The sequence below is a fragment of the Streptomyces sp. NPDC101160 genome (assembly GCF_044768205.1).
Lineage (GTDB): Bacteria > Actinomycetota > Actinomycetes > Streptomycetales > Streptomycetaceae > Streptomyces.
This window is the reverse complement of the sequence record NZ_JBIWPJ010000008.1, coordinates 416,570-441,159: the sequence shown is the minus strand read 5'-3', so window position 1 is coordinate 441,159 and position 24,590 is coordinate 416,570. Positions and strand designations below refer to the sequence as shown.

The 24,590-nt window shown below is 73.9% G+C and carries 24 protein-coding genes; 17 read left to right on the top strand and 7 right to left on the bottom strand.

The window, feature by feature from the left end; all coding sequences use genetic code 11:
* Positions 1 to 75: 75 nt before the first annotated feature.
* From ACIRSU_RS27730 to ACIRSU_RS27680, 11 genes are all read left to right on the top strand, one after another.
* Complete coding sequence (locus ACIRSU_RS27730) at positions 76 to 702, top strand: NUDIX domain-containing protein (protein WP_403797442.1); 627 nt, start codon at positions 76 to 78, stop codon at positions 700 to 702.
* A 166-nt stretch (positions 703 to 868) separates the two neighbouring features.
* Complete coding sequence (locus tag ACIRSU_RS27725) at positions 869 to 2,908, top strand: tetratricopeptide repeat protein (RefSeq protein WP_403797439.1); 2,040 nt, start codon at positions 869 to 871, stop codon at positions 2,906 to 2,908.
* Positions 2,909 to 3,055: 147 nt separating this feature from the next.
* On the top strand, positions 3,056 to 4,171 hold the full coding sequence (gene ald, locus ACIRSU_RS27720; protein ID WP_403797436.1) for an alanine dehydrogenase: 1,116 nt from the start codon (positions 3,056 to 3,058) through the stop codon (positions 4,169 to 4,171).
* Positions 4,172 to 4,620: 449 nt separating this feature from the next.
* Complete coding sequence (locus ACIRSU_RS27715; protein ID WP_365346797.1) at positions 4,621 to 5,646, top strand: ParA family protein; 1,026 nt, start codon at positions 4,621 to 4,623, stop codon at positions 5,644 to 5,646.
* Positions 5,643 to 6,146, top strand: a complete 504-nt coding sequence (locus ACIRSU_RS27710; protein WP_403797532.1) for a hypothetical protein — start codon at positions 5,643 to 5,645, stop codon at positions 6,144 to 6,146. The genes ACIRSU_RS27715 and ACIRSU_RS27710 overlap by 4 nt, the downstream gene beginning before the upstream one ends.
* Before the next feature lie 50 nt (positions 6,147 to 6,196).
* On the top strand, positions 6,197 to 7,654 hold the full coding sequence (locus ACIRSU_RS27705; protein WP_403797433.1) for a segregation/condensation protein A: 1,458 nt from the start codon (positions 6,197 to 6,199) through the stop codon (positions 7,652 to 7,654).
* A 56-nt stretch (positions 7,655 to 7,710) separates the two neighbouring features.
* Positions 7,711 to 8,286: an SMC-Scp complex subunit ScpB gene (gene scpB / locus ACIRSU_RS27700; RefSeq protein ID WP_403797529.1), complete on the top strand. Its 576-nt coding sequence runs from the start codon at positions 7,711 to 7,713 to the stop codon at positions 8,284 to 8,286.
* Positions 8,286 to 9,479 carry a pseudouridine synthase gene (locus ACIRSU_RS27695; protein ID WP_403797430.1) on the top strand — a complete coding sequence of 398 codons (1,194 nt, stop codon included), beginning with the start codon at positions 8,286 to 8,288 and terminating at the stop codon, positions 9,477 to 9,479. Before scpB ends, ACIRSU_RS27695 begins: the two co-directional genes overlap by 1 nt.
* A gap of 192 nt (positions 9,480 to 9,671) precedes the next feature.
* A complete protein-coding gene (locus ACIRSU_RS27690) occupies positions 9,672 to 10,562 on the top strand; it encodes an AAA family ATPase (RefSeq protein WP_403797427.1) in 891 nt (296 codons plus the stop codon).
* Positions 10,563 to 10,594: 32 nt separating this feature from the next.
* Positions 10,595 to 11,320: an NUDIX hydrolase gene (locus tag ACIRSU_RS27685; protein WP_403797425.1), complete on the top strand. Its 726-nt coding sequence runs from the start codon at positions 10,595 to 10,597 to the stop codon at positions 11,318 to 11,320.
* Entirely contained in the window at positions 11,317 to 12,336 is a 1,020-nt protein-coding gene (locus tag ACIRSU_RS27680) for an ADP-ribosylglycohydrolase family protein (protein ID WP_403797422.1), read from the top strand. The genes ACIRSU_RS27685 and ACIRSU_RS27680 overlap by 4 nt, the downstream gene beginning before the upstream one ends.
* Before the next feature lie 177 nt (positions 12,337 to 12,513).
* Here the strand turns inward: ACIRSU_RS27680 and ACIRSU_RS27675 are convergent, their stop codons facing one another.
* Positions 12,514 to 13,305 carry a DNA polymerase beta superfamily protein gene (locus ACIRSU_RS27675; RefSeq protein WP_403797419.1) on the bottom strand — a complete coding sequence of 264 codons (792 nt, stop codon included), beginning with the start codon at positions 13,303 to 13,305 and terminating at the stop codon, positions 12,514 to 12,516.
* Positions 13,306 to 13,446: 141 nt separating this feature from the next.
* A complete protein-coding gene (locus ACIRSU_RS27670; protein ID WP_403797416.1) occupies positions 13,447 to 13,782 on the bottom strand; it encodes a DUF952 domain-containing protein in 336 nt (111 codons plus the stop codon).
* 148 nt (positions 13,783 to 13,930) lie between these two features.
* On the opposite strand from ACIRSU_RS27670, the gene aroH reads away from it, so the two are divergent.
* The 5 genes from aroH (at position 13,931) to der (ending at position 18,463) form a co-directional block, all read left to right on the top strand.
* Entirely contained in the window at positions 13,931 to 14,293 is a 363-nt protein-coding gene (aroH, locus tag ACIRSU_RS27665) for a chorismate mutase (protein ID WP_403797413.1), read from the top strand.
* Entirely contained in the window at positions 14,290 to 15,378 is a 1,089-nt protein-coding gene (locus ACIRSU_RS27660) for a prephenate dehydrogenase (RefSeq protein WP_403797410.1), read from the top strand. The genes aroH and ACIRSU_RS27660 overlap by 4 nt, the downstream gene beginning before the upstream one ends.
* Before the next feature lie 160 nt (positions 15,379 to 15,538).
* On the top strand, positions 15,539 to 16,285 hold the full coding sequence (gene cmk, locus ACIRSU_RS27655; protein WP_403797407.1) for a (d)CMP kinase: 747 nt from the start codon (positions 15,539 to 15,541) through the stop codon (positions 16,283 to 16,285).
* Complete coding sequence (locus ACIRSU_RS27650) at positions 16,213 to 16,926, top strand: lysophospholipid acyltransferase family protein (protein WP_403797404.1); 714 nt, start codon at positions 16,213 to 16,215, stop codon at positions 16,924 to 16,926. Before cmk ends, ACIRSU_RS27650 begins: the two co-directional genes overlap by 73 nt.
* Before the next feature lie 88 nt (positions 16,927 to 17,014).
* Entirely contained in the window at positions 17,015 to 18,463 is a 1,449-nt protein-coding gene (der, locus tag ACIRSU_RS27645; RefSeq protein WP_403797401.1) for a ribosome biogenesis GTPase Der, read from the top strand.
* Between the two features lie 175 nt (positions 18,464 to 18,638).
* Here the strand turns inward: der and ACIRSU_RS27640 are convergent, their stop codons facing one another.
* Both ACIRSU_RS27640 and ACIRSU_RS27635 read right to left on the bottom strand, forming a co-directional pair.
* A complete protein-coding gene (locus ACIRSU_RS27640; protein WP_403797398.1) occupies positions 18,639 to 18,854 on the bottom strand; it encodes a hypothetical protein in 216 nt (71 codons plus the stop codon).
* Positions 18,855 to 19,009: 155 nt separating this feature from the next.
* Positions 19,010 to 19,804, bottom strand: a complete 795-nt coding sequence (locus tag ACIRSU_RS27635; protein ID WP_403797395.1) for a hypothetical protein — start codon at positions 19,802 to 19,804, stop codon at positions 19,010 to 19,012.
* Positions 19,805 to 20,038: 234 nt separating this feature from the next.
* On the opposite strand from ACIRSU_RS27635, the gene ACIRSU_RS27630 reads away from it, so the two are divergent.
* A complete protein-coding gene (locus ACIRSU_RS27630; protein WP_403797393.1) occupies positions 20,039 to 20,563 on the top strand; it encodes a transglycosylase family protein in 525 nt (174 codons plus the stop codon).
* A gap of 20 nt (positions 20,564 to 20,583) precedes the next feature.
* Here ACIRSU_RS27630 and ACIRSU_RS27625 read toward each other — a convergent pair whose 3' ends face one another.
* From ACIRSU_RS27625 to ACIRSU_RS27615, 3 genes are read right to left on the bottom strand one after another with little or no spacing between them, the layout of a single operon-like run.
* Positions 20,584 to 21,267 carry an ATP-binding cassette domain-containing protein gene (locus ACIRSU_RS27625; protein WP_403797391.1) on the bottom strand — a complete coding sequence of 228 codons (684 nt, stop codon included), beginning with the start codon at positions 21,265 to 21,267 and terminating at the stop codon, positions 20,584 to 20,586.
* Positions 21,264 to 24,017, bottom strand: a complete 2,754-nt coding sequence (locus tag ACIRSU_RS27620; RefSeq protein ID WP_403797389.1) for an ATP-binding cassette domain-containing protein — start codon at positions 24,015 to 24,017, stop codon at positions 21,264 to 21,266. Before ACIRSU_RS27620 ends, ACIRSU_RS27625 begins: the two co-directional genes overlap by 4 nt.
* Positions 24,005 to 24,517: a hypothetical protein gene (locus tag ACIRSU_RS27615; RefSeq protein WP_403797386.1), complete on the bottom strand. Its 513-nt coding sequence runs from the start codon at positions 24,515 to 24,517 to the stop codon at positions 24,005 to 24,007. Before ACIRSU_RS27615 ends, ACIRSU_RS27620 begins: the two co-directional genes overlap by 13 nt.
* Positions 24,518 to 24,590: the final 73 nt, after the last annotated feature.

Sequence of the window (24,590 nt, the reverse complement as noted above, 5' to 3'; positions counted from 1 at the left end):
TCCTCACGCGAGGGCGCGTACCCCGGCTTTCGTATGTGCTTGTGCAGATGCTGACGTATGTGGGAGGACTCGACGATGCAGGTGCAGGACACCCCGGAGGAGTGGCGGGTCGTCGCCACCACCACCCCCTTCCAGGGCAACAAGACGAGTGTCCGCACGGACGACGTGGTCATGCCCGACGGTTCGGTCGCCCGCCGCGACTACCAGGTCCACCCCGGTTCGGTCGCGGTCGTCGCCCTCGACGAGCAGGACCGGGTGCTGCTGCTCAAGCAGTACCGGCACCCGGTGCGGCAGAAGCTGTGGGAGATCCCGGCCGGACTGCTCGACGTGCCCGGCGAGAACCCGCTGCACGCGGCGCAGCGCGAGCTGTACGAGGAGGCGCACGTCAAGGCCGAGGACTGGCGGGTGCTCACGGACGTCTACACCACCCCGGGCGGCTGCGACGAGGCCGTACGGATCTTCCTCGCCCGCGATCTGTCCGAGGCGGAGGGCGAGCGCTTCGAGGTCTCCGAGGAGGAGGCCGACATGGAGCTCGCCCGGGTGCCGCTCACCGACCTCGTGCGCGGGGCGCTCGCCGGCGAGCTGCACAACAACTGCCTGGTCGTCGGCGTGCTGTCGCTGATGGCGGCCCGGACCGGGGACGGCCTGGACGCGCTGCGCCCGGCGGACGCACCGTGGCCGGCCCGTCCCTTCGAGGCGTAACTCCCTTCCGGCGCGGGGAGCACGGCGGTCCGACAATCCAGTGATCCGATCGGGCGATTTGTCCGCCGTGCTCCGCCGGGTCGGCGGGGCCGCCTGAACTACGCTCAAGAACGCCCGCGCGGAGCCCCCGCGGGATGGTGGTGCGCAGGTGGACGGAGCGTGGCCCGTGACGAATCAGGCGGTCGGGGGTGCCCCCGGACGAAGTCTGGGGGAGGTCGACCCCGCGCGGTTCTACGGCCGTCAGCGGGAGCTGAAGGCGCTGCGCGCCGACATCGAACGCACCGGACTCGACACCCTCACCGGCCGCAAGGCGCCGCGCGCCCGGGTCCTGCTCATCGCCGGCAAGCCCGGCTCCGGCCGCACCGCGCTCGCCGGCGAACTCGTCGCCGCGCTCGCCGACCGCTACCCCGACGGGGTCTTCCGGGCCCGGCTCACCGAACCCGGCGGCGACCCCGTCCCCACCGCCCGCGCCGCCCAGGACCTGCTCGCCGCGCTCGGCGTCGCGCAGCCGCCCGGCGCCGCCGAGGAGGAGCTCGCCGCCCTGGTCCGTGGAGCCTTCGAAGGCCGCCGCGCGCTGCTGCTGCTCGACGACGCCGTCGACGCCGAACAGGTCGACCCGCTCATCCCCGACAACCCGGACACCCTGGTCGTCGGCGTGGCCCGCGGCCCGCTCACCGGCATCCCCGACGTCCGCCCCTGCACCCTCGGCGGCCTCGACCCCAAGTCCGCCATCGAACTGCTCACCGCCTACACCGGCTCGGTCCGCGTCACCGTCGACCCGCAGGCCGCCGAGAGCCTCGCCGAGGAGTGCGGCGGCATGCCGGCCGCGCTCGTGCTGGCCGGCGGCTGGCTCGCCGCCCGCCCCCAGGCCTCCCTCGCCGACCTCACCAAGCGGCTGCGCGCCCGCACCGGCGACCCGGTCGGCCGCGCCTTCGCCCTGGTCCACGAGTCCCTGCCGCAGCCCGCCGCCCGGATACTGCGACACCTCAGCCTCGCCCCGCTCGGCCGGGTCGACGCCCACACCGCCTCCGCCCTGGCCGGCTGCTCCGTCTCCGCAGCCGCGACCACCCTCGCGGACTTCGCCGCGCTCGGACTCGTACGGGAGACGGCGGCGCGGACCGGGGGGTGCGACGGGCAGTCCGACGGACAGTACGAGGTCCCCGCCCACCTCGTTCCCCTCCTGCGCGCCGAGCTGGAGGAGCGCGACCGCCCCGCGGAGGTGCAGCTGGCCCGGGCCCGGATGCTGGAGCGGACCGTGCGGCTCCTCCAGTCCAGCCGCGCGGTCACCGAACCCGAGGGCTCCCCGGCCCGCCGCAGGCTCGCCGGCCTGCCGCGCGCCCTGCGCTTCCCGAACGCCGCCACCGCCGCCGCCTGGCTCGACAGCCGCCGCCCGGTGCTGCTCGCCGCCGCCCGGCTCGCGGTCGCCGACGGAGAGTTCGACACCCTGGCCCGCCGGCTGATCGCGGCCCTGGTCCGGGCGCTCACGGCGCACCGGGGCGCCGAGGCCGCAGCCCCCGACCTCTACGGGCTGCACCGGCTCGTCCTGGACGTCGCCGAGCGGCGCGGACTGCACCGCGAGCGGGCCGCGGCCCTGCTCAACCTGGCCGACCTCGATGCCGGAACCGGTCGCACCCACGACGCTCTGCTGCGATATCGGTCGGCTTTGGACGCGGGAAGGGAAGCAAATGACCCGTACGCGACCGGCCGCGCAATGGAATCCGTAGGTGGCAGCTATCAGGAGCTGGGGGACTGGCAGCGGGCCGGCGACTGGTACGGCCGCGCCCTCGCCCAGCGCCTCGCCCGAGACGAGCGCGCCGACCAGGCCCGGCTCTACGGCCGGCTCGGCGCCGTGCACACCTACGCCGGGCGGTACGGGGAGGCCCTGCGCAACTGGCGCGCGGCCGCCGCGGGCTACCGCCGGCTCGCCGATCTTCCGGGCTACGCACGGGCGTTGAGCGAGGCCGCGCGCGTCCAGGAGTACGCCGGACGCCCCGAGGAGTGCCTGCGGACCTGCGAGGAGGCCGTCGACTGGGCGCGCCGCGCCGGGGACGTCCGGCTGCAGGCGGCGCTGCAGCTCAGGCTGGCCGACACCCTTGACCGGCTCGGCGACCCGGCCGCCGCCCGGCTGCACAGGGCCGCGGCCGACAGACTCCTTGGAAGCGAGGCTTCCGCCTACGAAATCCGCAGTGCTTCTATCGAAGATTAGTACTTTGAAAGGCTAGACAGCGGGAACTCCTTCATTAGACTGGGTGTGCCGCGTTCGAACGTGGTGTGTCCCGGTGTGCCGCTGTGCATCCGGGTATGTATTCATCACCCCCGTTTCATCCCCCTGATTCAAGGACCGTGATCGACGATGAAGGTCGGCATCCCCCGCGAGGTCAAGAACAACGAGTTCCGCGTGGCCATCACCCCTGCCGGTGTCCACGAGCTCGTCCGCAACGGCCACCAGGTCTTCATCGAGCAGAACGCCGGTGTCGGTTCCTCCATCACGGACGAGGAGTACGTCGCTGCCGGCGCCGAGATCCTCGGCACCGCCGACGAGGTCTGGGCCACCGCTGACCTGCTGCTCAAGGTGAAGGAGCCCATCGCGGAGGAGTACCACCGTCTCCGCAAGGACCAGACCCTCTTCACCTACCTGCACCTCGCCGCCTCCAAGGAGTGCACGGATGCCCTCCTGGCCTCCGGCACCACCGCCATCGCCTACGAGACGGTCGAGACCGCCAACCGCGCGCTCCCGCTGCTCGCCCCGATGTCCGAGGTCGCGGGCCGCCTGGCCCCGCAGGTCGGCGCCTACCACCTGATGCGCTCGGTCGGCGGCCGCGGCGTGCTCCCCGGCGGCGTCCCCGGCACCCACGCCGGCGAGTGTGTCGTCATCGGCGGCGGCGTCTCCGGCTGGAACGCCGTGCAGATCGCCATCGGCCTGGGCTTCCACGTGACCCTGCTCGACCGCGACATCAACAAGCTCCGCGAGGCCGACAAGATCTTCGGCACGAAGGTCAAGACGATCGTCTCCAACGCCTTCGAGCTGGAGAAGGCCGTCGTCGAGGCCGACCTCGTCGTCGGTGCCGTCCTCATCCCGGGCGCCAAGGCCCCGAAGCTGGTCACCAACGAGCTCGTCGCCAAGATGAAGCCCGGAAGTGTCCTTGTCGACATTGCGATCGACCAGGGCGGCTGCTTCGAGGACTCCCACCCGACCACCCACGCCGAGCCGACCTTCCAGGTCCACAACTCGGTCTTCTACTGCGTCGCCAACATGCCGGGCGCGGTTCCGAACACCTCCACCTACGCCCTCACCAACGCCACGCTGCCCTACATCGTGTCGCTGGCGAACAACGGCTGGGTCGAGGCGCTGCGCCGCGACGCCGCGCTCGCCAAGGGTCTCAACACCCATGACGGCAAGGTCGTTTACAAGGAGGTCGCCGAGGCGCACGGCTACGAGCACCTCGAGCTGAACAGCCTCCTGGGCTGACACCCTTAGACGGACTGTCAACTCAGGCCGTCAACCACACACACCGGGCCGGACCTTGATGAGCAAGGTCCGGCCCGCTGTGTGTCCGGCCACGTTCCGACGCCTGGTCAACTCGCCTCGAACGTAACTCTTTAACCGTTTCGCGCACCCCTGAAACGTGCGGTTCCATGCCTGCGCACCCTTGACAGAGAGGTGTTCGGTTGCCGACACATCGGGCCGGGTCCGGCGGATTGTGTTGCTGCGGAGCGGTGACACGCCATAGAGTCGCCAACCGTCGGCATGGTGCCACGCTGACCTATCGATAAATGTTCCTGACCACTTCCAAGGAGGTAAGACGACTTGTGAATGAGTCGACATTTACTCCCGGGAGTGGCGAGCCAGGAGCCCCGATCGGCTCCGTCGCGGTGCGGACCTTCGCGACGCACCAGCCCATGACGCCAGCCCATACGATGAAGATGACGGACGGCCTACACGTGAACGCCACGGCCGGCAACGAGATGGGCCGAGAGTCCACCCACTTCGCCGCCTATGACGAGGTGCCCGAGGGGCACTTCTACGACCCCGACGCCGAGTACGAGCCCGACCCGGAGTACGCGGCCACCCTCGCACCCGACGCTGCCCGCCAGCGCCGCGAGCGGATCGGCCCGACCGGACGGCCCCTGCCGTACTTCCCGATCCCGGGCCCGCTGACCGACCACGGCCCGGCGAAGATCATCGCGATGTGCAACCAGAAGGGCGGCGTCGGCAAGACCACGTCGACCATCAACCTGGGCGCCGCGCTCGCGGAGTACGGACGGCGGGTGCTGCTCGTCGACTTCGACCCGCAGGGCGCCCTGTCGGTCGGCCTCGGCGTGAACCCGATGGAGCTCGACCTCACCGTCTACAACCTGCTCATGGAGCGGGGCATGTCGGCGGACGAGGTGCTGCTCAAGACCGCCGTGCCCAACATGGACCTGCTGCCGAGCAACATCGACCTGTCGGCGGCCGAGGTCCAGCTGGTCTCCGAGGTCGCGCGCGAGTCGACGCTGCAGCGCGCCCTGAAGCCGCTGATGAACGACTACGACTACATCGTGATCGACTGTCAGCCCTCGCTCGGCCTGCTGACCGTGAACGCCCTGACGGCCGCTCACAAGGTCATCGTGCCGCTGGAATGCGAGTTCTTCGCGCTGCGCGGTGTGGCCCTGCTGACCGAGACGATCGAGAAGGTCCAGGAGCGGCTCAACCCCGACCTGGAGCTCGACGGCATCCTCGCCACGATGTACGACTCGCGGACGGTGCACAGCCGCGAGGTCCTGGCGCGTGTGGTCGAGGCCTTCGACGACCACGTGTACCACACCGTCATCGGCCGTACGGTCCGCTTCCCGGAGACCACGGTCGCGGGCGAGCCCATCACCACGTACGCCTCGAACAGCGTGGGCGCCGCCGCCTACCGTCAGCTCGCCAGGGAGGTGCTCGCCCGGTGTCACGCCGAGTGAGTCTGCCCGGCGCCGACGAACTGTTCCGTACGACCGGGGGGATGGCGCTGCAGTCCTCCTCGCCGCGCCGCACCGTGCCGCCACCGGCGGGCGAGAGCGACTCGGCGGCGGGCGCGGGGACGGGTGCGGGGGCCGAGGGCTCCGGCTCCGGACCGGCCGAGCACGCTCCCGCGGACTCCGAGGCGGCGGAGCCGCGCGCCCGGGACTCGCGGGACTCCCGCGAGACCGACGCGACCGCGCCGGCGCAGGCCCGGCGCCGCGGCCGCACCGCGGCCAACCGGCGTCCGAGCGGGCGCGAGCGCCACGACGAGAAGATCACGGTCTACGTCTCCGCCGAGGAGCTGATGGACCTGGAGCACGCCCGCCTGGTGCTCCGCGGCGAGCACGGCCTCGCCGTCGACCGCGGCCGCATCGTCCGCGAGGCGGTCGCCGTCGTCCTGGCCGACCTGGAGTCCCGCGGCGACGCGAGCATCCTCGTCCGCCGCCTCCGCGGCCGCTGACGCTACGCTGCGCGCAGCCGCACCCCGCCCCGCTCCACCAGGACCCACCCGTGCCCCCACCCTCTGACGAAACGTCCCGCCCACCGCGCCGCAGGGCGCTGGGGCGCGGGCCCGGGGCGGCGCGAGGGCCCCTGGCGGGGCCCGAGGTCGCGGCGGCGAGGCCTGAGGTCGCCGACGTCGCGCACGGCGCGGCGGAGGCCCCCGCGGCCGACGCCGCCCGCCGTGAGCGGGACCCCATCGTTTCCGACGCGCTCGTCGCCGCGGCGACGCCGCTCGGCGTTGCCGCCGCGCGGGCCGACGAGCCGGCGGGGCGACCGGAGGCCCCGGCGACAGCGGAGGCGCGGCCGGAACCGGTGGCCGAGCCCGAGCGGGAGTCCGCGGGCGGGTCCCAGGGCGGGCCTCACGCCGGCCCTCAGGCCGGGTCTGAGTCGGAGGCCGTGCCTGTGGCCGAGCCTGGGCACTCGGCCGTGCCCAAGTCCCGATCCGGGTGCGCGGCCAAGTCCGCGGGCGCATCGGAGGCCGTGCCCGAGCCGGTGGCCGAGCCCGAGCGGGAGTCCGCGGGCGGGTCCCAGGGCGGGCCTCTGTCCGGTCCGCCGGGCGGGCTCGCGGCGGAGTCCGGGCCCGTGGCCGGGCCTTCGGCCCGCGCCGGCGCAGCGCCCGTCGCGCCCTCCGGGGCCGGCTCCGACGCCGACGGGCGGTTCACCGTGCGACTGGCGAACTTCGAGGGGCCGTTCGATCTTCTCCTCCAGTTGATCGCCAAGCACAAGATGGACGTCACCGAGGTCGCGCTGTCGAAGGTGACCGACGAGTTCATGGCGCACATCAGGGCCATGGGACCCGACTGGGACCTGGACCAGACGACCGAGTTCCTGGTGGTGGCGGCGACGCTGCTCGATCTGAAGGCCGCGCGGCTGCTGCCGGCCGCCGAGGTCGAGGACGAGGCGGATCTGGCGCTGCTGGAGGCGCGGGACCTGTTGTTCGCGCGGTTGTTGCAGTACCGCGCGTACAAGCAGGTCGCGGAGATCCTCGCCGAGCGCTGGGAGGCGGAGGGGCGGCGCCATCCGCGCACGGTCGGCCTCGAACCGCACCACGCCGAGCTGCTCCCCGAGGTCGTGATCTCCATCGGGGCCGAGGGCTTCGCGAAGCTCGCGGTCAAGGCGATGCAGCCCAAGGCCAAGCCGCAGGTGTACGTCGACCACATCCACGCCCCGCTGGTGAGCGTCCGCGAGCAGGCGGGCGTGGTCGTCGCGCTGCTGCGCGAGCACGGCACGCTCGGCTTCCGGGAGCTGGTGGCGGGCGTGGACGACACCCTCACGGTCGTGGCGCGGTTCCTGGCGCTCCTGGAGCTCTACCGGGAGAAGGCCGTCGCCCTCGACCAGGAGACCGCCCTCGGAGACCTCACCGTCTCCTGGACCGGCGGGAACGGGACGGACGCGGCGAGCGCCGTCACCGACGAATTCGACCAGGAAGACCCGGAAGACCCGGAAGACCAGGAGGCAGCTTCGTGAGCGATCTCGATCTCGACCTCGATCTCGACCTCAAGCCCGCCCTCGAAGCCGTCCTCATGGTCGTCGACGAGCCCGCCACCGAGGCCCACCTCGCCAAGGTCCTGGGCCGCACCCCGCGTGAGGTCGCAGACGCCCTGCGCGAGCTCGCCGACGAGTACACCGCCCAGGGCCGCGGCTTCGAGCTGCGGCTCGTCGCCGGCGGCTGGCGGTTCTACACCCGCGCCGCCTACGCGCCCGCCGTCGAGGCCTTCGTCCTGGACGGGCAGCAGGCCCGGCTCACCCAGGCGGCCCTGGAGACCCTCGCGGTCGTCGCGTACCGCCAGCCGGTCAGCCGCTCCCGCGTCTCCGCGGTGCGCGGGGTGAACTGCGACGGGGTCATGCGCACCCTCCTCCAGCGCGGTCTGGTCGAGGAGGCGGGCGCGGAACCCGAAACAGGTGCGATCCTGTACAGGACGACGAACTACTTCCTGGAGCGGATGGGCCTGCGCGGCCTGGACGAGCTTCCGGAGCTCGCGCCCTTCCTCCCCGAGGCGGAGGCGGTCGAGCCGGACAGTCTGGAGGGTGTTCCGTCGTTCGATCCGGATGCAGACGATCCGGACGCAGCCGAAGACGACAAGACGACGGAAGTTTGATGCGAAGCAGCAGCGGCAGGAACAGCGGAAACAACGGCGGGAGCCGTGGTGCCAAGAGCGGCGGCCGCGGCAACTACCGGGGCGCGGGGAACAACCGCGACGAGCGGGGCGGTCAGGGCCGTCAGGGCGGCGGCCAGGGCGGCCAGGGCCGTCCGGGCGGCCAGGGCGGTCAGGGCGGCGGTCAGAGCGCCGGCCGCACCCGTCACCCCCGCCCCGAGGAGCGCAGCTACGACGTCGAGGGCATGGCAGGCCGTCCCTCCGACGGCGGTCAGGGCGGCGGCCCGAAGCGCGGTCGCGGCGACGCGGCCCGCGGCGGAGCCAAGGGCGGCCCCAAGCAGTCCCCGAAGCGCGGCGGCGGCCGCACGGCTCCGGCGCGCTCGCGCGAGTACGAGGCCCGCGCGGAGGAGCGCAACCGCGAGCGGTACGCGAACAAGCCCCAGATCAAGACCCCCAAGACCTTCCCGGGCGCCGAGCAGGAGGGCGAGCGCCTGCAGAAGGTCCTGGCCCGCGCCGGCTACGGCTCCCGCCGCGCCTGCGAGGAGCTGATCGAGCAGGCCCGCGTCGAGGTCAACGGCGAGATCGTCCTCGAGCAGGGCCTGCGCGTCGCCGAGAAGGACGAGATCCGCGTCGACGGCCTGACCGTCGCGACGCAGTCGTACCAGTTCTTCGCGCTGAACAAGCCCGAGGGCGTCGTCTCCACCATGGAGGACCCCGACGGCCGCCAGTGCCTCGGCGACTACGTCACCAACCGCGAGACGCGGCTCTTCCACGTCGGCCGGCTCGACACCGAGACCGAGGGCATCATCCTGCTCACCAACCACGGCGAGCTGGCCCACCGTCTCACCCACCCCAAGTACGGCGTGAAGAAGACCTACCTGGCCGCCATCACCGGCCCGCTGCCCCGCGAGGTCGGCAAGCGGCTGAAGGACGGCATCCAGCTGGAGGACGGCTACGCGCGCGCCGACCACTTCCGGGTCGTCGAGCAGACCGGCAAGAACTACCTGGTCGAGGTCGTCCTCCACGAGGGCCGCAAGCACATCGTGCGCCGGATGCTCGCCGAGGCGGGCTTCCCGGTCGAGAAGCTGGTCCGTACGGCCTTCGGCCCGATCACCCTGGGCGACCAGAAGTCGGGCTGGCTGCGCCGGCTCAGCAACACCGAGGTCGGCATGCTGATGAAGGAGGTCGGCCTCTAGGCCGCACCCGCACCCCTCCTGAGAGAGGCCCGAGACCGCCCGCCCGGCGGTCACGGGCCTCTCTCGCGTTCTCTTCTCCGTCTCCTGTCTCCGTCTCCTGTCTCCGTCTCCTGGTCCCGGATTCGCACTTGTGGTCGAGCCCTCCCGCTTTTATAGTCAGAGTGACTCTTAAGGCTGGAAGGGGGGTGGGGCATGAGCAGGATCCGTTACGGGCACGGGCTCGTCGTCGGCGCGTTCAACCCGCCGCACGCGGGCCACCACCGGCTCGTCCGCACCGCCGCTCAGCACTGCGACCGCGTCACCGTCCTCGTCCGCGGCTCCGCCGCCGACTCCGCGCCGCTCGACGACCGCGTCGCCTGGATGCGGGAGCTGCACCCGGAGGCCCTGGTCATCGGTGCGGAGCAGATGGAGGTCCGCGAGCCGGTCGACGCGGTCTTCACCCCGGAGCCCGAAGCCGACGACGCCGTCCGCACGGACCCCGCCGCCCACTGGGCGGAGTTGGCGGCCCCGGTGCGGGCCGCGCTCACCCGGCGGGTCGTCGTCCTCGGCGCCGAGTCCAGCGGCGCCACCACGCTGGTCCGGGCCCTCGCCGACCACTACCGGCGGCGCGGCGGCCCCTGGGCCCGTACCCGTCACGTACCGGACGTACTGCCGGAAGGTCCGCCGTACCCTCGGCTGCGCTCCGAGGATTACCCCGTCCTCGCGCAGCGCCAGGCCGAACGCGAGGACGAGGCGGCCCGGGACGGCTCGCCCGTGCTCTTCTGCGACGGCGACGCCTTCGCGCTCAGCATCCGGCACGAGCGCCACCTCGGTACCTCGAGCCCGGCCACCGGCGAGATAGCCGCCCGCGGCCGGCACCACCTGTGGCTGCTGACCGACCATCGGGGCACACCGTCGCCGGTGCCCGGCGCCGAGGGCCTGCGGGTGTGGATGACAGCCCGTCTCCTCACCCGGCTCGCCCGCACCGGCCGCCGGACCGTCGTCCTCACCGGCCCGCCCGAGGAGCGCCTCGCGACGGCCGTGGCCGCCGTCGACGCGCTGCTCGCGGAGGGCTGGCACTTCACCGCCCCACACGACCTGTGAGCCCTGTGAGCCCTCTGAGCACCGAGACCGCTGTGAGTACCGACACGTACGACAAGCACGCCTTCGAACCGTTCGCCGTCACCGCCGACCTGGCCGTCTTCACCGTCCGCGACGGCCGCCTGCACGTCCTGCTCGTCGAACGCGGCCAGGACCCCTACGCCGGTGCCTGGGCCCTGCCCGGCGGCTTCGTGCTGCCCGAGGAGTCCGCCGAGCGGGCCGCGCGCCGCGAACTCGCCGAGGAGACCGGGCTGTCCGGCACCACCGCCGCCCGGCTCCACCTCGAACAGCTCCGCACCTACAGCGAGCCGGACCGCGACCCCCGGATGCGGGTCGTCTCCGTCGCGTTCACCGCCCTCGTCCCCGACCTGCCCGAGCCGCGCGGCGGCGGGGACGCGGCGCAGGCGCGCTGGCTGCCGTACGAGGACGCCGGCGGCCTCGCCTTCGACCACGACCGGATCCTCGCCGACGCCCGCGAACGGGTCGGCGCCAAGCTCGAGTACACGTGTCTCGCCACCGCCTTCTGCCCGCCCGAGTTCACCCTCGGCGAGCTGCGGCAGGTGTACGAGACGGTCTGGGGCGTCGCACTCGACCGCCCCAACTTCCGGCGCAAGGTCCTCGCCACCCCCGGCTTCGTCCGGCCGGTCGAGGCACCCCCGCGCCGCACCGGCGGACGGGGGAAACCGGCCGCTCTCTACCGGGCGGGGGAGGCCACGGCACTCCACCCGCCGCTGCTGCGACCGGAAGGACGGACGGAATGACCATGGCCCAGCGGACGAAGCAGGCGGCGACGGGGGCGCTGTTCGGGCTGGCGCTCGGTGACGCGCTCGGGCTGCCGACGGAGTTCATCGACGTGCCGAGGATCACCAGCTGGTACGGCCCCTGGCGGTCGCTCACGCTCCCCGAGAAGGGGCGCGTCACCGACGACACCCAGATGACCCTCGCCTTCGCCCGGGGCATCCGCACGGCGATGGACCGGGGCGTGCTCGCCCCGCTGCGGCTGCTGCGGCCGCTCAGGGAGGAGTACGTGGAGTGGTACCGGTCTCCCGAGAACAACCGGGCGCCGGGCCGCACCTGCATGGTCGCCTGCCAGTTGCTGTCGACCGATCTGACCTGGCAGGACGCCAGCCAGATCCACTCCAAGGGCTGCGGCGCCAACATGCGGGTCGCGCCCGTCGGCCTCGTGCCCGGCCTGAGCGACGAGCAGCGCGCCGGCGCCGCCCAGCTCCAGTCCGCCCTCACGCACGGCCACCCCACCGCGCTCGCCGCCTCCGACCTGACGGCCCGCGCCGTGTACCTGCTCGCCCAGGGCGTGGACCCGGCCGGGCTCGTCGGCCGGCTCCGCTCGTACGCGTACGAGAACCGCGACCGCTACCACGAGCACTGGCTCGGCGACCTGTGGACCCGCTCCCAGGACCCCGACGCGCTCCACTTCGTCCGGCGCGGCTGGGACGAGTGCCTGGCCGTCCTGGAGCGCCTGGACGCCGTCCAGCGCACCGCCGACCCGGAGCTCGACCCCTGCGAGTACACCGGCGACGGCTGGATCGCCGAGGAGGCCCTCGCCACCGCCCTGCTCTGCTTCCTCCTCTTCCCCGACGAGCCGCTCACCGCCCTCCGCCGCGCCGCCTGCACCCGCGGCGACTCCGACTCGATCGCCGCGCTCACCGGCGCCTTCGCGGGCGCCCACCTGGGCGCTGACGCGTGGCCGGCGCAGTGGGCGGACCGCGTCGAGTACCACGGCGAACTGCTCACCTTCGGCGCCCTCTGGGACGCGTGAACGATGACGCTCACCACTGACACCCCGGCCGCGGGTTCGCCGGCACGCAGTGGCGGTTCTTCGAGAGCGGTGGCCGAGCACGGGGCGGCCGGAGCGGACATCGCGGGCGTCGCGGACGTGCGGGCCGAGGTGGAGCGGCTGCACGCGGTGCTCGACGCGGCGCAGGCCGCGTCGGCGCTACGGGGCGAGGCCGACGGGCGGGAGGCGCTCGGGGAGTTCGTCGTCCGGGTCCGGCTCCAGGCGGCCGGGCTCGGGGCGGCCGGACTCCAGGCGGCCGGGCTCCAGGACGCGGAGGGCTGAGGCGCGGCGGGCGCGGGTCAGGAAGTCCTCGATCCTCGCGTGGTCCGGGGTCTCGGGGAGGGGGCTGGTGGCGTGGGCCTGGTCGGCCTCGTCCTGGAGGCGGTTCATCCAGGACTCGACCTCCGGCCAGGCCACCTCGCCCCGCTTGACCGCGAGCAGCCGCTCGCGGTCCTCGCCGACGTCGATGCGCAGCTCGCCACTGCGCAGCAGGTCACGGCAGCTGGTGAGCAGTCGCAGCAGATGCATGGCGTGCTTCCAGCGCGGGGCGCCGTACAGGCGCACGTCGGCGTCCAGCTTGCGGCGCTGGCCGCCCGCGTACCGCACGAAGGTGGCGTGTGCCTGGCGGGACAGGAACGCACCGCGCAGCGAGAGGAGTTCGCGGCCGAGCGCGTCGGCGTGCTCGACGACGGGGGAGTGCAGGCACTCCAGGACGTTGGGGTTGTTGCGCAGGGCCAGCTCGCAGAAGCGTTCCAGCTCCCAGCTGAACTGCTCGTCGGCCGGGCCCTCCACATGCGCCGGCGGCTTGTCGAAGCGCCAGAACAGCGGGGTCGGGGCGAGAAACACACCCCTGCGGTCGGTGTCGCTGTCCTCGGTGGCCAGGCCGAACGCGCGCGACCCCATGACACACGAGTAGATCGTGTGGTCGCGCACCAGTTCCTCGGGAGTCATGCGCGCCAGGCTAGGGCAGCGCGACTGGGCGCGGAAGATCAATTCCGCTCGGGTGTGGGGCCGGTGTGCAGGTCCACCCCTGGGCGGCCGGCCGGGCGGGCCCGTGGAAGGGCGCCCGGACCCCGAGAGCCGTCGCCCCGCCTACGCCCAGGGCGCCAGCTCCCTCGCCCGGCCGTCCGCGTCCCGCCGTACCTCCAGGACCGCCGTGACCGCGGCCCGCTCGATCGGCCCGTACACGTGCGGGAAGAGCATGTCCCGCGACCCCTCCCAGCGGACCTCCCCGGCCAGCCGGGACTCGTCGATCACCAGGACGAGCAGAGTCCCCGGCACGTCCCGGTAGTGGCCGTCCGCGATGGCGAGGGCGGCGGGCTCGTCCGGCGAGCAGTGGACGAAGCCCTCGGCGGCGAGGGAGGGCGGGGCGTAGGGGCGGTCGGGATCGGCGGACCATTCGTCCAGCGGTACGACGTGCAGCAACATGCCGACAGTTCTACCTCCTCTCCACCTCCTCGCCGCCGCGGCGGGGCGCGGGTGGGCGAAGCGTCTCGCGTGGCGGGCGCCGCGCCGCGGTCTCCGGGCGGCTGGTTAGGCTGGCCGAAGCACCCACGCAGGCGAGAAGGAGTACGAGGTGGCGGTACGAGCCGTCCGAGGCGCCGTCCAGTTGGAGCGGGACGACGCCGGACACATGCACGAGCAGGTGCGGGAGCTGCTCACCGCCGTGCTCGAACGCAACGGGCTGACCGCCGACGACCTGATCAGCATCTGGTTCACGGCCACGCCCGACCTCCACAGCGACTTCCCCGCCGCGGCCGCCCGCGGCCTCGGGATCGTGGACGTCCCGCTGATCTGCGCCCAGGAACTCGACATCGAGGGTGCGATGCCGAGGGTCGTACGGCTCCTCGCGCACGTCGAGTCCGAACTGCCCAAGTCCCGGATCGCGCACGTCTACCTCGGTGCCGCGGCCGCCCTGCGCAAGGACATCGCCCAGTGAGAACCGCGCTCGTCATCGGAACCGGCCTGATCGGCACCTCGGCGGCGCTCGCGCTCGCCGGGCGCGGCGTCACCGTCCACCTCCGCGACCACGACCCGGCCCGGGCCCGCACGGCCGCCGCGCTCGGCGCGGGCACGGACGAGGCGCCCGCGGGGCCGGTGGACCTCGTCCTCGTCGCCGTGCCGCCCGCGCACGTCGCCGGCACCCTCGCCGACGCGATCCGCGCCGGGCTCGGCCGCGGCTACCTCGACGTGGCCAGCGTCAAGGGCGGGCCCAAGCGGGAGCTGGAAGGGCTCGGCCTCGACCTCACCGCCTACATCGGCAGCCACCCGATGTCCGGCAAGGAGCGCTCCGGCCCGCTCGCCGCCACCGCCGACCTCTTCGAGGGGCGCCCGTGGGTGCTCACGCCCACCCGCGACACCGACACCGAGGTCCTCAACCTCGCGCTCGAGCTGGTCGCGCTCTGCCGGGCCGTCCCCGTCGTCATGGACGCCGACGCCCACGACCGGGCCGTCGCGCTCGTCTCGCACACCCCGCAGCTCGTCTCGTCGATGGTCGCCGCCCGCCTGGAGGAGGCCGACGAGTCGGCCGTACGCCTCTGCGGCCAGGGCATCCGCGACGTCACCCGCATCGCCGCGTCCGACCCGCGCATGTGGGTCGAGATCCTCTCCGCCAACCCCGGGCCGGTCGCCGACGTCCTCGCGGGCGTCGCCGCCGACCTCGACGAGACGGTACGGGCGCTGCGCGCGCTCCAGTCCGGCGACGACGCCAAGCGCCGCGCCGGCGCGTCCGGCGTCGAGGACGTCCTGCGCCGCGGCAACGCCGGTCGCGCCCGCGTCCCCGGCAAGCACGGCGCCGCCCCCACCACGTACGAGACCGTCGCCGTCCTCATCAGCGACCAGCCGGGCGAGCTCGCCCGCATCTTCGCCGACGCGGGCCGCGCGGGCGTCAACATCGAGGACGTCCGCATCGACCACGCCACCGGCCAGCAGGCGGGCCTCGTCCAGCTCATGGTGGAACCGTCGGCGGCGCCGGTCCTGAGCGAGTCGCTGAGGGAACGAGGCTGGGCGCTGCGAACGGGCTGACCTTCCGCCGCGTCCCGCTCCACCTCGTGTGCCCCACCCGTCCCGCCTGAGGCCCCCGGACGAAGTCCGGGGGAGGGACGATTGCCCACACGGGGGTGGGCGAGGGCACCGCTGGGCCGAACGGGTGCGGCGGACTCGGTAACCTTGTGGGGGTCCCCGCATGTCCGCCGGGGCCTCTCGCTCATCCAGGAAGGCGTTCCCCACCGTGGAAACCGTGATCGTCGCCATCGACGGCCCCTCCGGCACGGGCAAGTCGAGCACCTCGAAGGCGGTTGCCGCCAAGCTGGGGCTGAGCTATCTCGACACCGGCGCCCAGTACCGGGCCATCACCTGGTGGATGATCACCAACGGCGTCGACGTGCACGACGCCGACGCCGTCGCCAACGCCGCCGCCAAGCCCGTCATCGTCTCCGGCACCGACCCGGCCCGGCCGACCATCACGGTCGACGGCGTCGACGCGTCCGGCCCGATCCGCACCGAGGAGGTCACCTCCAAGGTCAGCGCGGTCAGCGCCGTCCCCGAGGTGCGCCGCCTGATCACGGAGCTCCAGCGGTCCATCGCCAAGGGCGCCGAGCTCGGCATCGTCGTCGAGGGCCGGGACATCGGCACCACCGTCCTGCCGGACGCCGACCTGAAGATCTTCCTGACCGCCTCCCCGGAGGCCCGCGCCGCCCGCCGCTCCGGCGAGCTCAAGGGCGCCGACGTGAACGCCACCCAGCAGGCCCTGATCAAGCGGGACGCCGCCGACTCGTCCCGCAAGACCTCCCCGCTCGCCAAGGCCGACGACGCCGTCGAGGTCGACACCACCGAGCTCACCCTCGACCAGGTCATCGAGTGCGTCGTCACCCTGGTGGAGGAGAGGCGGAGCGCGACCGAAAGCACAGAGAAGCGGACGGCCGCGAAGTGACCCAGCCCTCCGAGAAGGGCGCCGCCGTCGGCCGTCGCATCGGTATCGGCCTGATGTACGGCTTCTGGAAGCCGCGCGTCCTCGGCGCCTGGCGGGTGCCGGCCTCCGGCCCCGTCATCTTCGCCGTCAACCACGCGCACAACATCGACGGCCCCATGCTCATGGGCACCGCCCCGCGTCCCGTCCACTTCCTCATCAAGAAGGAAGCGTTCGTCGGGCCGCTCGGCAGGTTCCTGGACGGCATCGGCCAGCTCAAGGTCGACCGTGACAGCACCGACCGCACCGCGATAGCCCGGGCCCTCGCGGTCCTGGAGCACGGCGGCGTCCTCGGCATCTTCCCGGAGGGCACCCGCGGCGAGGGCGACTTCGCCTCGCTCCGCGCCGGGCTCGCGTACTTCGCGGTCCGCAGCGGCGCGCCGATCGTCCCGGTCGCCGTACTGGGAAGCACGGACACGCCCGGACGGTTGGTCAAGGGGCTGCCCCGGCTGCGCAGCCGCGTCGACGTCGTCTTCGGCGACGCCTTCGAGGCCGGCGACGGCTCCGGCCGCCGCACCCGCAAGGCGCTGGACGAGGCGACCGTCCGCATCCAGGAGCGGCTCACCGACCACCTGAAAAACGCCAGGCGTCTCACCGGGCGCTGAGCGACACTCTCAGTAGTGGGCCTCGGAAGGGCGGCCGACAGCCACCCGCCGGGAACCACCGACCACGAATGATCAAGGAACGGACTTCATGAACGACCAGCACGACCACGGGGCACTTGGCGACGCCGAGTACGCGGAGTTCATGGAGCTCGCCGCGGAAGAGGGCTTCGACCGGGAGGACGTCGAGGGCGCGATCGAGGAGGCCGGCCACGGCCCGCTCCCCGTCCTCGCCGTCGTCGGCCGCCCGAACGTCGGCAAGTCGACCCTGGTGAACCGCATCATCGGCCGCCGCGAGGCCGTCGTCGAGGACAAGCCGGGCGTCACCCGCGACCGCGTCACCTACGAGGCCGAGTGGGCCGGCCGCCGCTTCAAGGTCGTCGACACCGGCGGCTGGGAGCAGGACGTCCTCGGCATCGACGCCTCCGTCGCCGCCCAGGCCGAGTTCGCCATCGAGGCCGCGGACGCCGTCGTCTTCGTCGTCGACGCCGTCGTCGGCGCCACCGACACCGACGAGGCCGTCGTCCGGCTGCTCCGCCGCGCCGGCAAGCCGGTCGTCCTCGCCGCCAACAAGGTCGACGGCCAGTCCGGCGAGGCCGACGCCGCCATGCTGTGGTCCCTCGGCCTCGGCGAGCCGTTCCCGGTCTCCGCCCTGCACGGCCGCGGCACCGGCGACCTCCTCGACGAGGTCCTGAAGGCCCTGCCCGAGGCCCCCGAGCAGACCTTCGGCAAGGCCATCGGCGGCCCGCGCCGCATCGCCCTCATCGGCCGCCCGAACGTCGGCAAGTCCTCCCTGCTCAACAAGGTGGCGGGCGAGGACCGCGTCGTCGTCAACGAGCTGGCCGGCACCACCCGCGACCCGGTCGACGAGCTGATCGAGCTCGGCGGCCAGACCTGGAAGTTCGTCGACACCGCCGGCATCCGCAAGAAGGTCCACCTCCAGTCCGGTGCCGACTACTACGCCTCGCTCCGTACGGCCGCCGCCGTCGAGAAGGCCGAGGTCGCGGTCATCCTGATCGACACCACCGACAGCATCTCGGTCCAGGACCAGCGCATCATCACGATGGCCGTCGAGTCCGGCCGCGCCATCGTCATCGCCTACAACAAGTGGGACGAGCTCGACGAGGAGCGCCGCTACTACCTGGAGCGCGAGATCGAGACCGAGATGCAGCAGGTCTCCTGGGCGCCCCGGGTCAACGTCTCCGCGAAGACCGGCCGCCACATGGAGAAGCTGGTCCCGGCGATCGAGACCGCCCTCGCCGGCTGGGAGACCCGCGTCCCCACCGGCCGCCTCAACGCCTTCCTCGGCGAGCTCGTCGCCGCCCACCCGCACCCGATCCGCGGCGGCAAGCAGCCCCGCATCCTGTTCGGTACGCAGGCGGGCACCAAGCCGCCGCGGTTCGTGCTCTTCGCCTCGGGCTTCCTCGAGGCCGGCTACCGCCGCTTCATCGAGCGCCGACTGCGCGAGGAGTTCGGCTTCGAGGGCACGCCGCTGCACATCTCGGTGCGCGTGCGCGAGAAGCGCGGCAAGAAGAAGTAGCGGAAGCGGCAGAAGCAGCGGAAGCAGTGGGACCTGCGGAAACTGCGGAAGCAGCGGAAGCAGGAGAACGGCCGAGGGCCGGGGCGTCGTCGCGATGCCCCGGCCCTCGGCCGTCCTGCCGTTCCTGCACTCCTGCGGTTCCCGCCGTCACGCCGTTCGCGCCGTCCTGCGGTTCCTACACGCCGCTCCGCCGGCCCGGCGGCAGCGCGTACGCCGACCAGCCCGCCTGCTGCCCGAGCTGCCGGTGCGTCCCGAACGCCCGGAAGGCCAGCTCCTCCTCGCCGCTGCGGTCGCCCGGCAGCGTACGGAAGGACCGGCGGTACTCGGAGTACAGGGCGTCGTAGATCGGCGTCGCCGAGAACCCGGCGGAGGAGTCCTGCGCGGCCCGCATGCCCGGGATGGGACCGGGGCTCGGGTACGGGTGTGGGAAGGGGTCGTATGCGTGCACGTATGTGCCAACGACCCCGCAGTCCGTGGGATGCGGGCGGCCCTCGGAAAGAAGCGCCCGCCGGGGCCGCGGAACGGCCGGTGCCCGACGGTCGTCCGTCACGTGCCGGCCAGCGGCATCGCGGCGGCGACCAGGCAGCCGTTGGCCGCGGCCTTCTCCAGCGCGTCGCGCAGCAGGTCCTCGCGCGGCTGCTGGCCGATCGAGCCGACCGGGGCGGCGAAGACGAGCACCGTGTGCGACTTGTTGGCCGCTGCCCGCCACCCCTCGGTGACCTGGAGCGGCTGGTGCGCCTGCCACCAGGCGACCTGGCCCGTGCCGCCCGCACCGGCCTGGAGCACCGAGTGCAGCTGGCCCATGGCGACCAGCACGGACCAGCCGGGCAGCGGCGCGGGCCTGGTGTTGACGTCGGTGACGGGCTGGAAGCCCTGCTCGACGAGGAGCGGCAGGAACTCGTCCGTCAGACCGTCCGAGCCGGGCCTGGCGACCGGCGCGGTCGGCTCCACGACGAGCGCCGGGTGCAGCTCGCCCTCGATGAGGACCAGGCCGCTGGTGACGCCGAGGACCGCCTGCTCGGGGTGGGCGGACGCGAGCGAGTCGGCCACGCCGTCGGCGGCGTCGGCCGCCGTGATGGAGGCGACGGCGCCCTGGAGCTGCTCCTCCGCCACCCGGACGACCTGGGACGGGATGCAGCTGGCGTGGGCGAAGGCGAGGACGGCGGTCTCCTCGCCGACGAACAGGACGGTGCTGGTGCGCTCCTGCTCGGAGTCGCCGGGCGTACGGCAGGAGGTGCAGTCGTAGCTGCCCGGGGCGTTCTCGCCGGCCAGCAGCCGGTCGGCTTCTTCGTCGCCGATCTCGGCGCGTACGTCCTCGCTGACGTCGAGCATGCGCGGCACGGGGGCTCCTGGACTTTTCGCGTGCGACGCCGGGCTGTTCCCGGTCGTCTCATGCCGAGTTCAACGGGGAAGGCTCGGCCGGGGTCACGCGTGGAGCGCCGACAAGTTGTACGAGGGGCGTGCGGGAGGCCGGTGCCGGCGGCGCGGGCGCGGGTGACTCCGACCGGGTGGCATGTGAACGGTGTTCCGCGCGGCACGGGCCGGGGCCGGGCGGCCGCTGCCTAGCCTGCCCCGATGGCGAAGATCCGATATCGGGCCGCGGGCGTCATGGTCCTGGTGGCGGCCCTGCTGCCCCCGGCGGCGGCCGTGGCCGCGGCCGCCGCGCCCACGCCGGTCGAGGCGTGCGTGCAGGACCAGTGGCCGTGGGGGTGCGTCGCCGACTGCGAGAGCGGCGGCGACTGGCGCGCCGACACCGGCAACGGCTTCTACGGCGGGCTGCAGTTCTGGCAGCCGACCTGGGACGAGTTCGGCGGCCGCCGTTACGCCCGGCGCGCCGACCTCGCCACGCGGGCGCAGCAGATCACGGTCGCCGAGGACGTGCTGCGCGTCCAGGGCTGGGGGGCCTGGCCGGTCTGCTCCCAGCGGTACGGGCTGAGCGGCCGCGCCCATGTCGTACAGCCCGGCGACACGCTGAGCGCGATCGCCCGCCGCTTCGGCGTCAAGGGCGGCTGGCAGGCGCTGTACGCGGCGAACCGCTCCGTGATCGGGCCGGACCCGAACCGGCTGGCGGTCGGCGTCATGCTCCGCCTCACGTTCTAGCTCGCGCTCCGGTTCACGTTCTAGCTCGCGCCCCGGTTCACGTTCCAGGTGATCTCGCCGCCGGACACGAGGTTGCCGCGGCTCAGTTCGTACGCGACCGAGCCCGGCGGCAGTCCCGGTGGGACGCGCTGCTCGGCGAGGACGACGGCCGCGCGGGCGGGCGGTCCGGTGAGGGCGGCGAGCAGTCCGTACGTACGGGAGGCCACCGTCGTCGACAGGCCGAGGGAGGGCTCGTCGACGAGGACGACGCGGGCGGGGGCGTCGGTGGGGGAGAGGACGGCGCGGACGAGGCCGAGCATGCGGCGCTCGCCGCCCGAGAGGGTGCCGGCGCGGTGGTCGAGCAGCGGTTCCAGCTCCGGGTACGCGGCGAGGGCCTCGTCCAGGCGGCCCGGCGCCGCCAGGTCCAGGTTCTCGGCGACGGTGAGCGTCCCGTACACCGCCCGCAGATCCGGTACGAAACGGAGGCCGCGGCGGGCGCGGGCGTGGGCCGGCAGCCGGGTGACGTCCGTACCGCCCCACACCACCCGCCCGGCGGTCAGCGGCACCGTCCCGGCGAGGGCGCGCAGCGCGGTGGTGCGGCCGGAGCCGTTGCGGCCGAGCAGGACGGTGACCGTGGCGGCGGGAAGCGGCAGGTCGAGGCCGTGCAGGGCCTCCAGGGGGCCGTAGCGGACCCGGGCGCGGCGGAGCGCGATCTCGACGGTCATGTGATCCGGCCTCCCTCCAGGGTGTGCACGGTGTGCGCGATGCCGGCGACGAGGTCCGGGTCGTGCTCGACCACGAGCACGGTCAGGCCGTCGGCGGCGAGCGCGGCGAGGATACGGGCCAGGGCCGCCGTCTCCGCCGCGTCGAGCCCCGCGGCCGGCTCGTCGAGCAGGAGGGTGTGCGGGGCGCTCGCGAGGGCCCGGGCCAGCTCGACGCGCCGGAGGGTCCCCGTGGGCAGCCCGGCGGCGGTCCTGTGCCGGACCGCCTGCCCCGCCAGCCCGAACAGCCGCAGCGCCCCCTCCACCGCGGCTCCGTCCCGCGCGCCGACCCGCACGTTCTCCTCCACGGTCAGCGACGGGAACACGGCCAGCTGCTGGAACGTCCGCGCGATGCCGAGCCGGTGGCGGGCGTGGGCGGGGCGCCGCGTGATGTCGACGCCGTCGAGCATGACCCGTCCGGTGGTCGGCCGCGCCGCCCCGGCCAGGCAGTCGAACAGTGTGCTCTTCCCCGCCCCGTTCGGCCCGACGACGGCGGTCACCCGGGCGGGCGCGAGCGCGATGTCGACGCGGTCGAGGGCGGTGAGGCCGCCGGGGTAGGTGAGGGTCAGGTGGCGGGCGACGAGGTGGGGGCCGCCGGGGGTGGCCGCGGGCCGGTGACGCCCTCCCGTGCCGGGCGCCTGGGCGCCGCCGGCGGCCGCGGGCCGATGGGGGCGCGCCCGGCCTCCGGCCGGGCTGTCGTTCCGGCCCGCACCACCCGTTCTGCGGGTGGGCAGGGGTGCGGGCCTTCCCGTGGGCGGCTCGGCGCCGTCGGCGGCGGCCGGGTGAGCGCGGGACGGGGGCTCTGCCCCTGCGGGCTCTGCCCCGGCGGGCTCCGCTGGGCCCGCCGGGCTCGCCCCAGGCGGCGCGGCCGGGGCGGGGCGCGGCGCCCCGCCGCGCCCCGCCGCCCCCTCCACCGTCCTCGCTCCGCCTCGCCCGCTCGCGTGCCCTGCCCCTTTCGTTCCGCCCGCCCACAGCAGTGACGTCAGTGGTGGTACGCGGCCGGTGAGCGTCGCCAGGAGGCCGATCAGTGCTACGGCGACGCCGGCGTGGGTGGCCGCGTCGAGGGTGATGAGGAGGGTGGCGGCGAGGAGGGGGGTGAGGAGGGAGTCGGCGCCGAGGACGAGGACGGCGGTGAACCAGAGGAGGCCGCGGATCGGGTCGAAGGTGTCGGGGTCGAAGGCGCGGACGGACATCGCGAGGAGGCCGCCGCCCAGGGCGGCGAGGGCGGCGCCGAGGGTGAAGGCGAGGAGTTTGAGGGCGGCGACGGGGACGCCGGCGGCCTCGGCGCCGGGCTCGTGGTCGCGGAGGGCGGCGAGGGCGCGGCCGGTGCGGCCGCGGCGGAGGGCGGCGACCAGGAGGAGGGCGCCGGCGAGGAGGCCCAGCTCCAGGGCGTAGTAGCCGCGGTCGCCGTCGAGGCCCGCCGGGCGGCTCAGGGTCAGGCCCGCCGTCGCGTACGGCTGGGCGAAGACGAAGCGGCTCACCGCGACCCCGACCGCGAGCGTGGCCAGGGCGAGCGCCAGGCCGTGGCGGCGGATCGCGGGCCAGCCGGTGAGCAGGCCGAGCGGGGCCACGCACAGCGCGGCCACCCCGAGCGCCACCAGCTCGGGCAGCCCGGCGGCCGCGAGCAGGGCCGTGAACAGGGCGCCGAGTCCCGCGTACGCCGCCTGGCCGAGCGCGATCTGGCCGCCGCGGCCCGACACCACCACCAGCGAGAGCAGGATCACCGCGAGCGCCGGTACCTGCACCGCCGTCGAGAGGTCGTCACCCGCGAAGCCCAAGGGCAGCAGGAGCAGCACGCCGGCCACCAGCCACACGCCGACCGGCACCCGCGTCCCCCGCACCGGCGGCGGCAGCGCGTCCTCGCCGCCCACCCCGGGCAGCACCAGCGCGCCCACCAGCAGGGCCACCACGAACAGGTTCGCCCCGACCGCCTGGACCAGTGGGCCCGCCCAGCCCTCCGGGTGCAGGCGGGTCAGCTGGGCCTGGGCCACGCCGAGGGCGAGCGCCGAGACGATCGCCACCGGCAGGCTCCGCATCCGGGCGAGGACCGCGACCGCGATCACCTCGACCACCAGCAGCGGCATCCCGTACGGGTCGAGCCGCACGTACGGCGCGAGCAGCACGCCCGTGAACCCGGCCGTGAAGGCTCCGAACGCCCAGCCCGCCGCCGACACCCGGTCCGTCGCGATCCCCGACAGCTCGGCCAGCGGCCGGTTGTCGACGACGGCCCGCAGCTCGCGGCCGAACCGGGTCCACCGGGTCACCGCCCCGACCAGGCACGCGAGCGCCACCACCGCCGCCAGCTGGGTCCACGGATCGTCGCCGAGGAGCACCGGCGCGTCGGACCGGGCCCCGTTGCCCCAGACGAGCGCCGCCGCCCCGACGAGCAGCACGAACACGCCGATCGACGCCACCAGCGTCTGTGCCGGATTCGACCCGGCGAGCGCGAGCGGCCGGAACACCGCCCGGTCGAGGACCAGCCCGATGCCCGGTGCCACCACGAGCAGCGTGACGAGCGCGCCGAGCGGCAGCGGCCACCCCCACTCGACCACGAGCTGCCGGAGCACGTACGCGCAGATCATCGCGATGGCGCCGTGCGCCAGGTTGAGGACGCCGGTCGCGCGGTACGTGACGATCAGTCCGATGCCGGTGAGCGCGGCCGCGCTGCCGATCGCGAGACCGGCGAGGGTGAGGTCGTACGTCAGCGAGGCCACGGCTCACACACCGGGCAGGGGCCGAGTCCCGTGTCGTCGTCCCCCACCGGCACCGCCTCCGGACGTCCCGTCACCAGCGGGCAGTCCGGCCGGTGGGCGAGGGTTCCGCCGGGCACCCGCAGCGGCGGTTCGTCCGAGGAGGGCCTCACCCCGGCGTCCGCCCCGGCATCCGCATCCCCGTCAGCATCCTCAGCAGAATCCCCGTCGGCAGCGGCCCCCCGCTTCTCCGGCTCCGCCGCCGCGCCCCCGGCCTCGTCCCGTACCCCCGCCACCACCCACACCGCCCCCGCCACGAGCAGCGCCGCGCCCGGCACCGTGCTCGACGCCAGATACGGCAGCTGCCGGGCCACCAGGACCTCGCCGGAGATCCCGTACCAGCCGATCACGCACAGCACCGCGCCCCCGGCGACCGCCGCCAGGCCGCCCCACAGCAGCAACCGGCCGGTCCGGACCGTCCGGCCCGTCCGGACCCTCCGGACGGCCCGTGATGTCGAGCGCACGAGGGCCTCACCACCTTCACCCGCTTTCCTTGCACTATGCCCCGAATCGCCCCACCCTGGACTCATCAGGCGT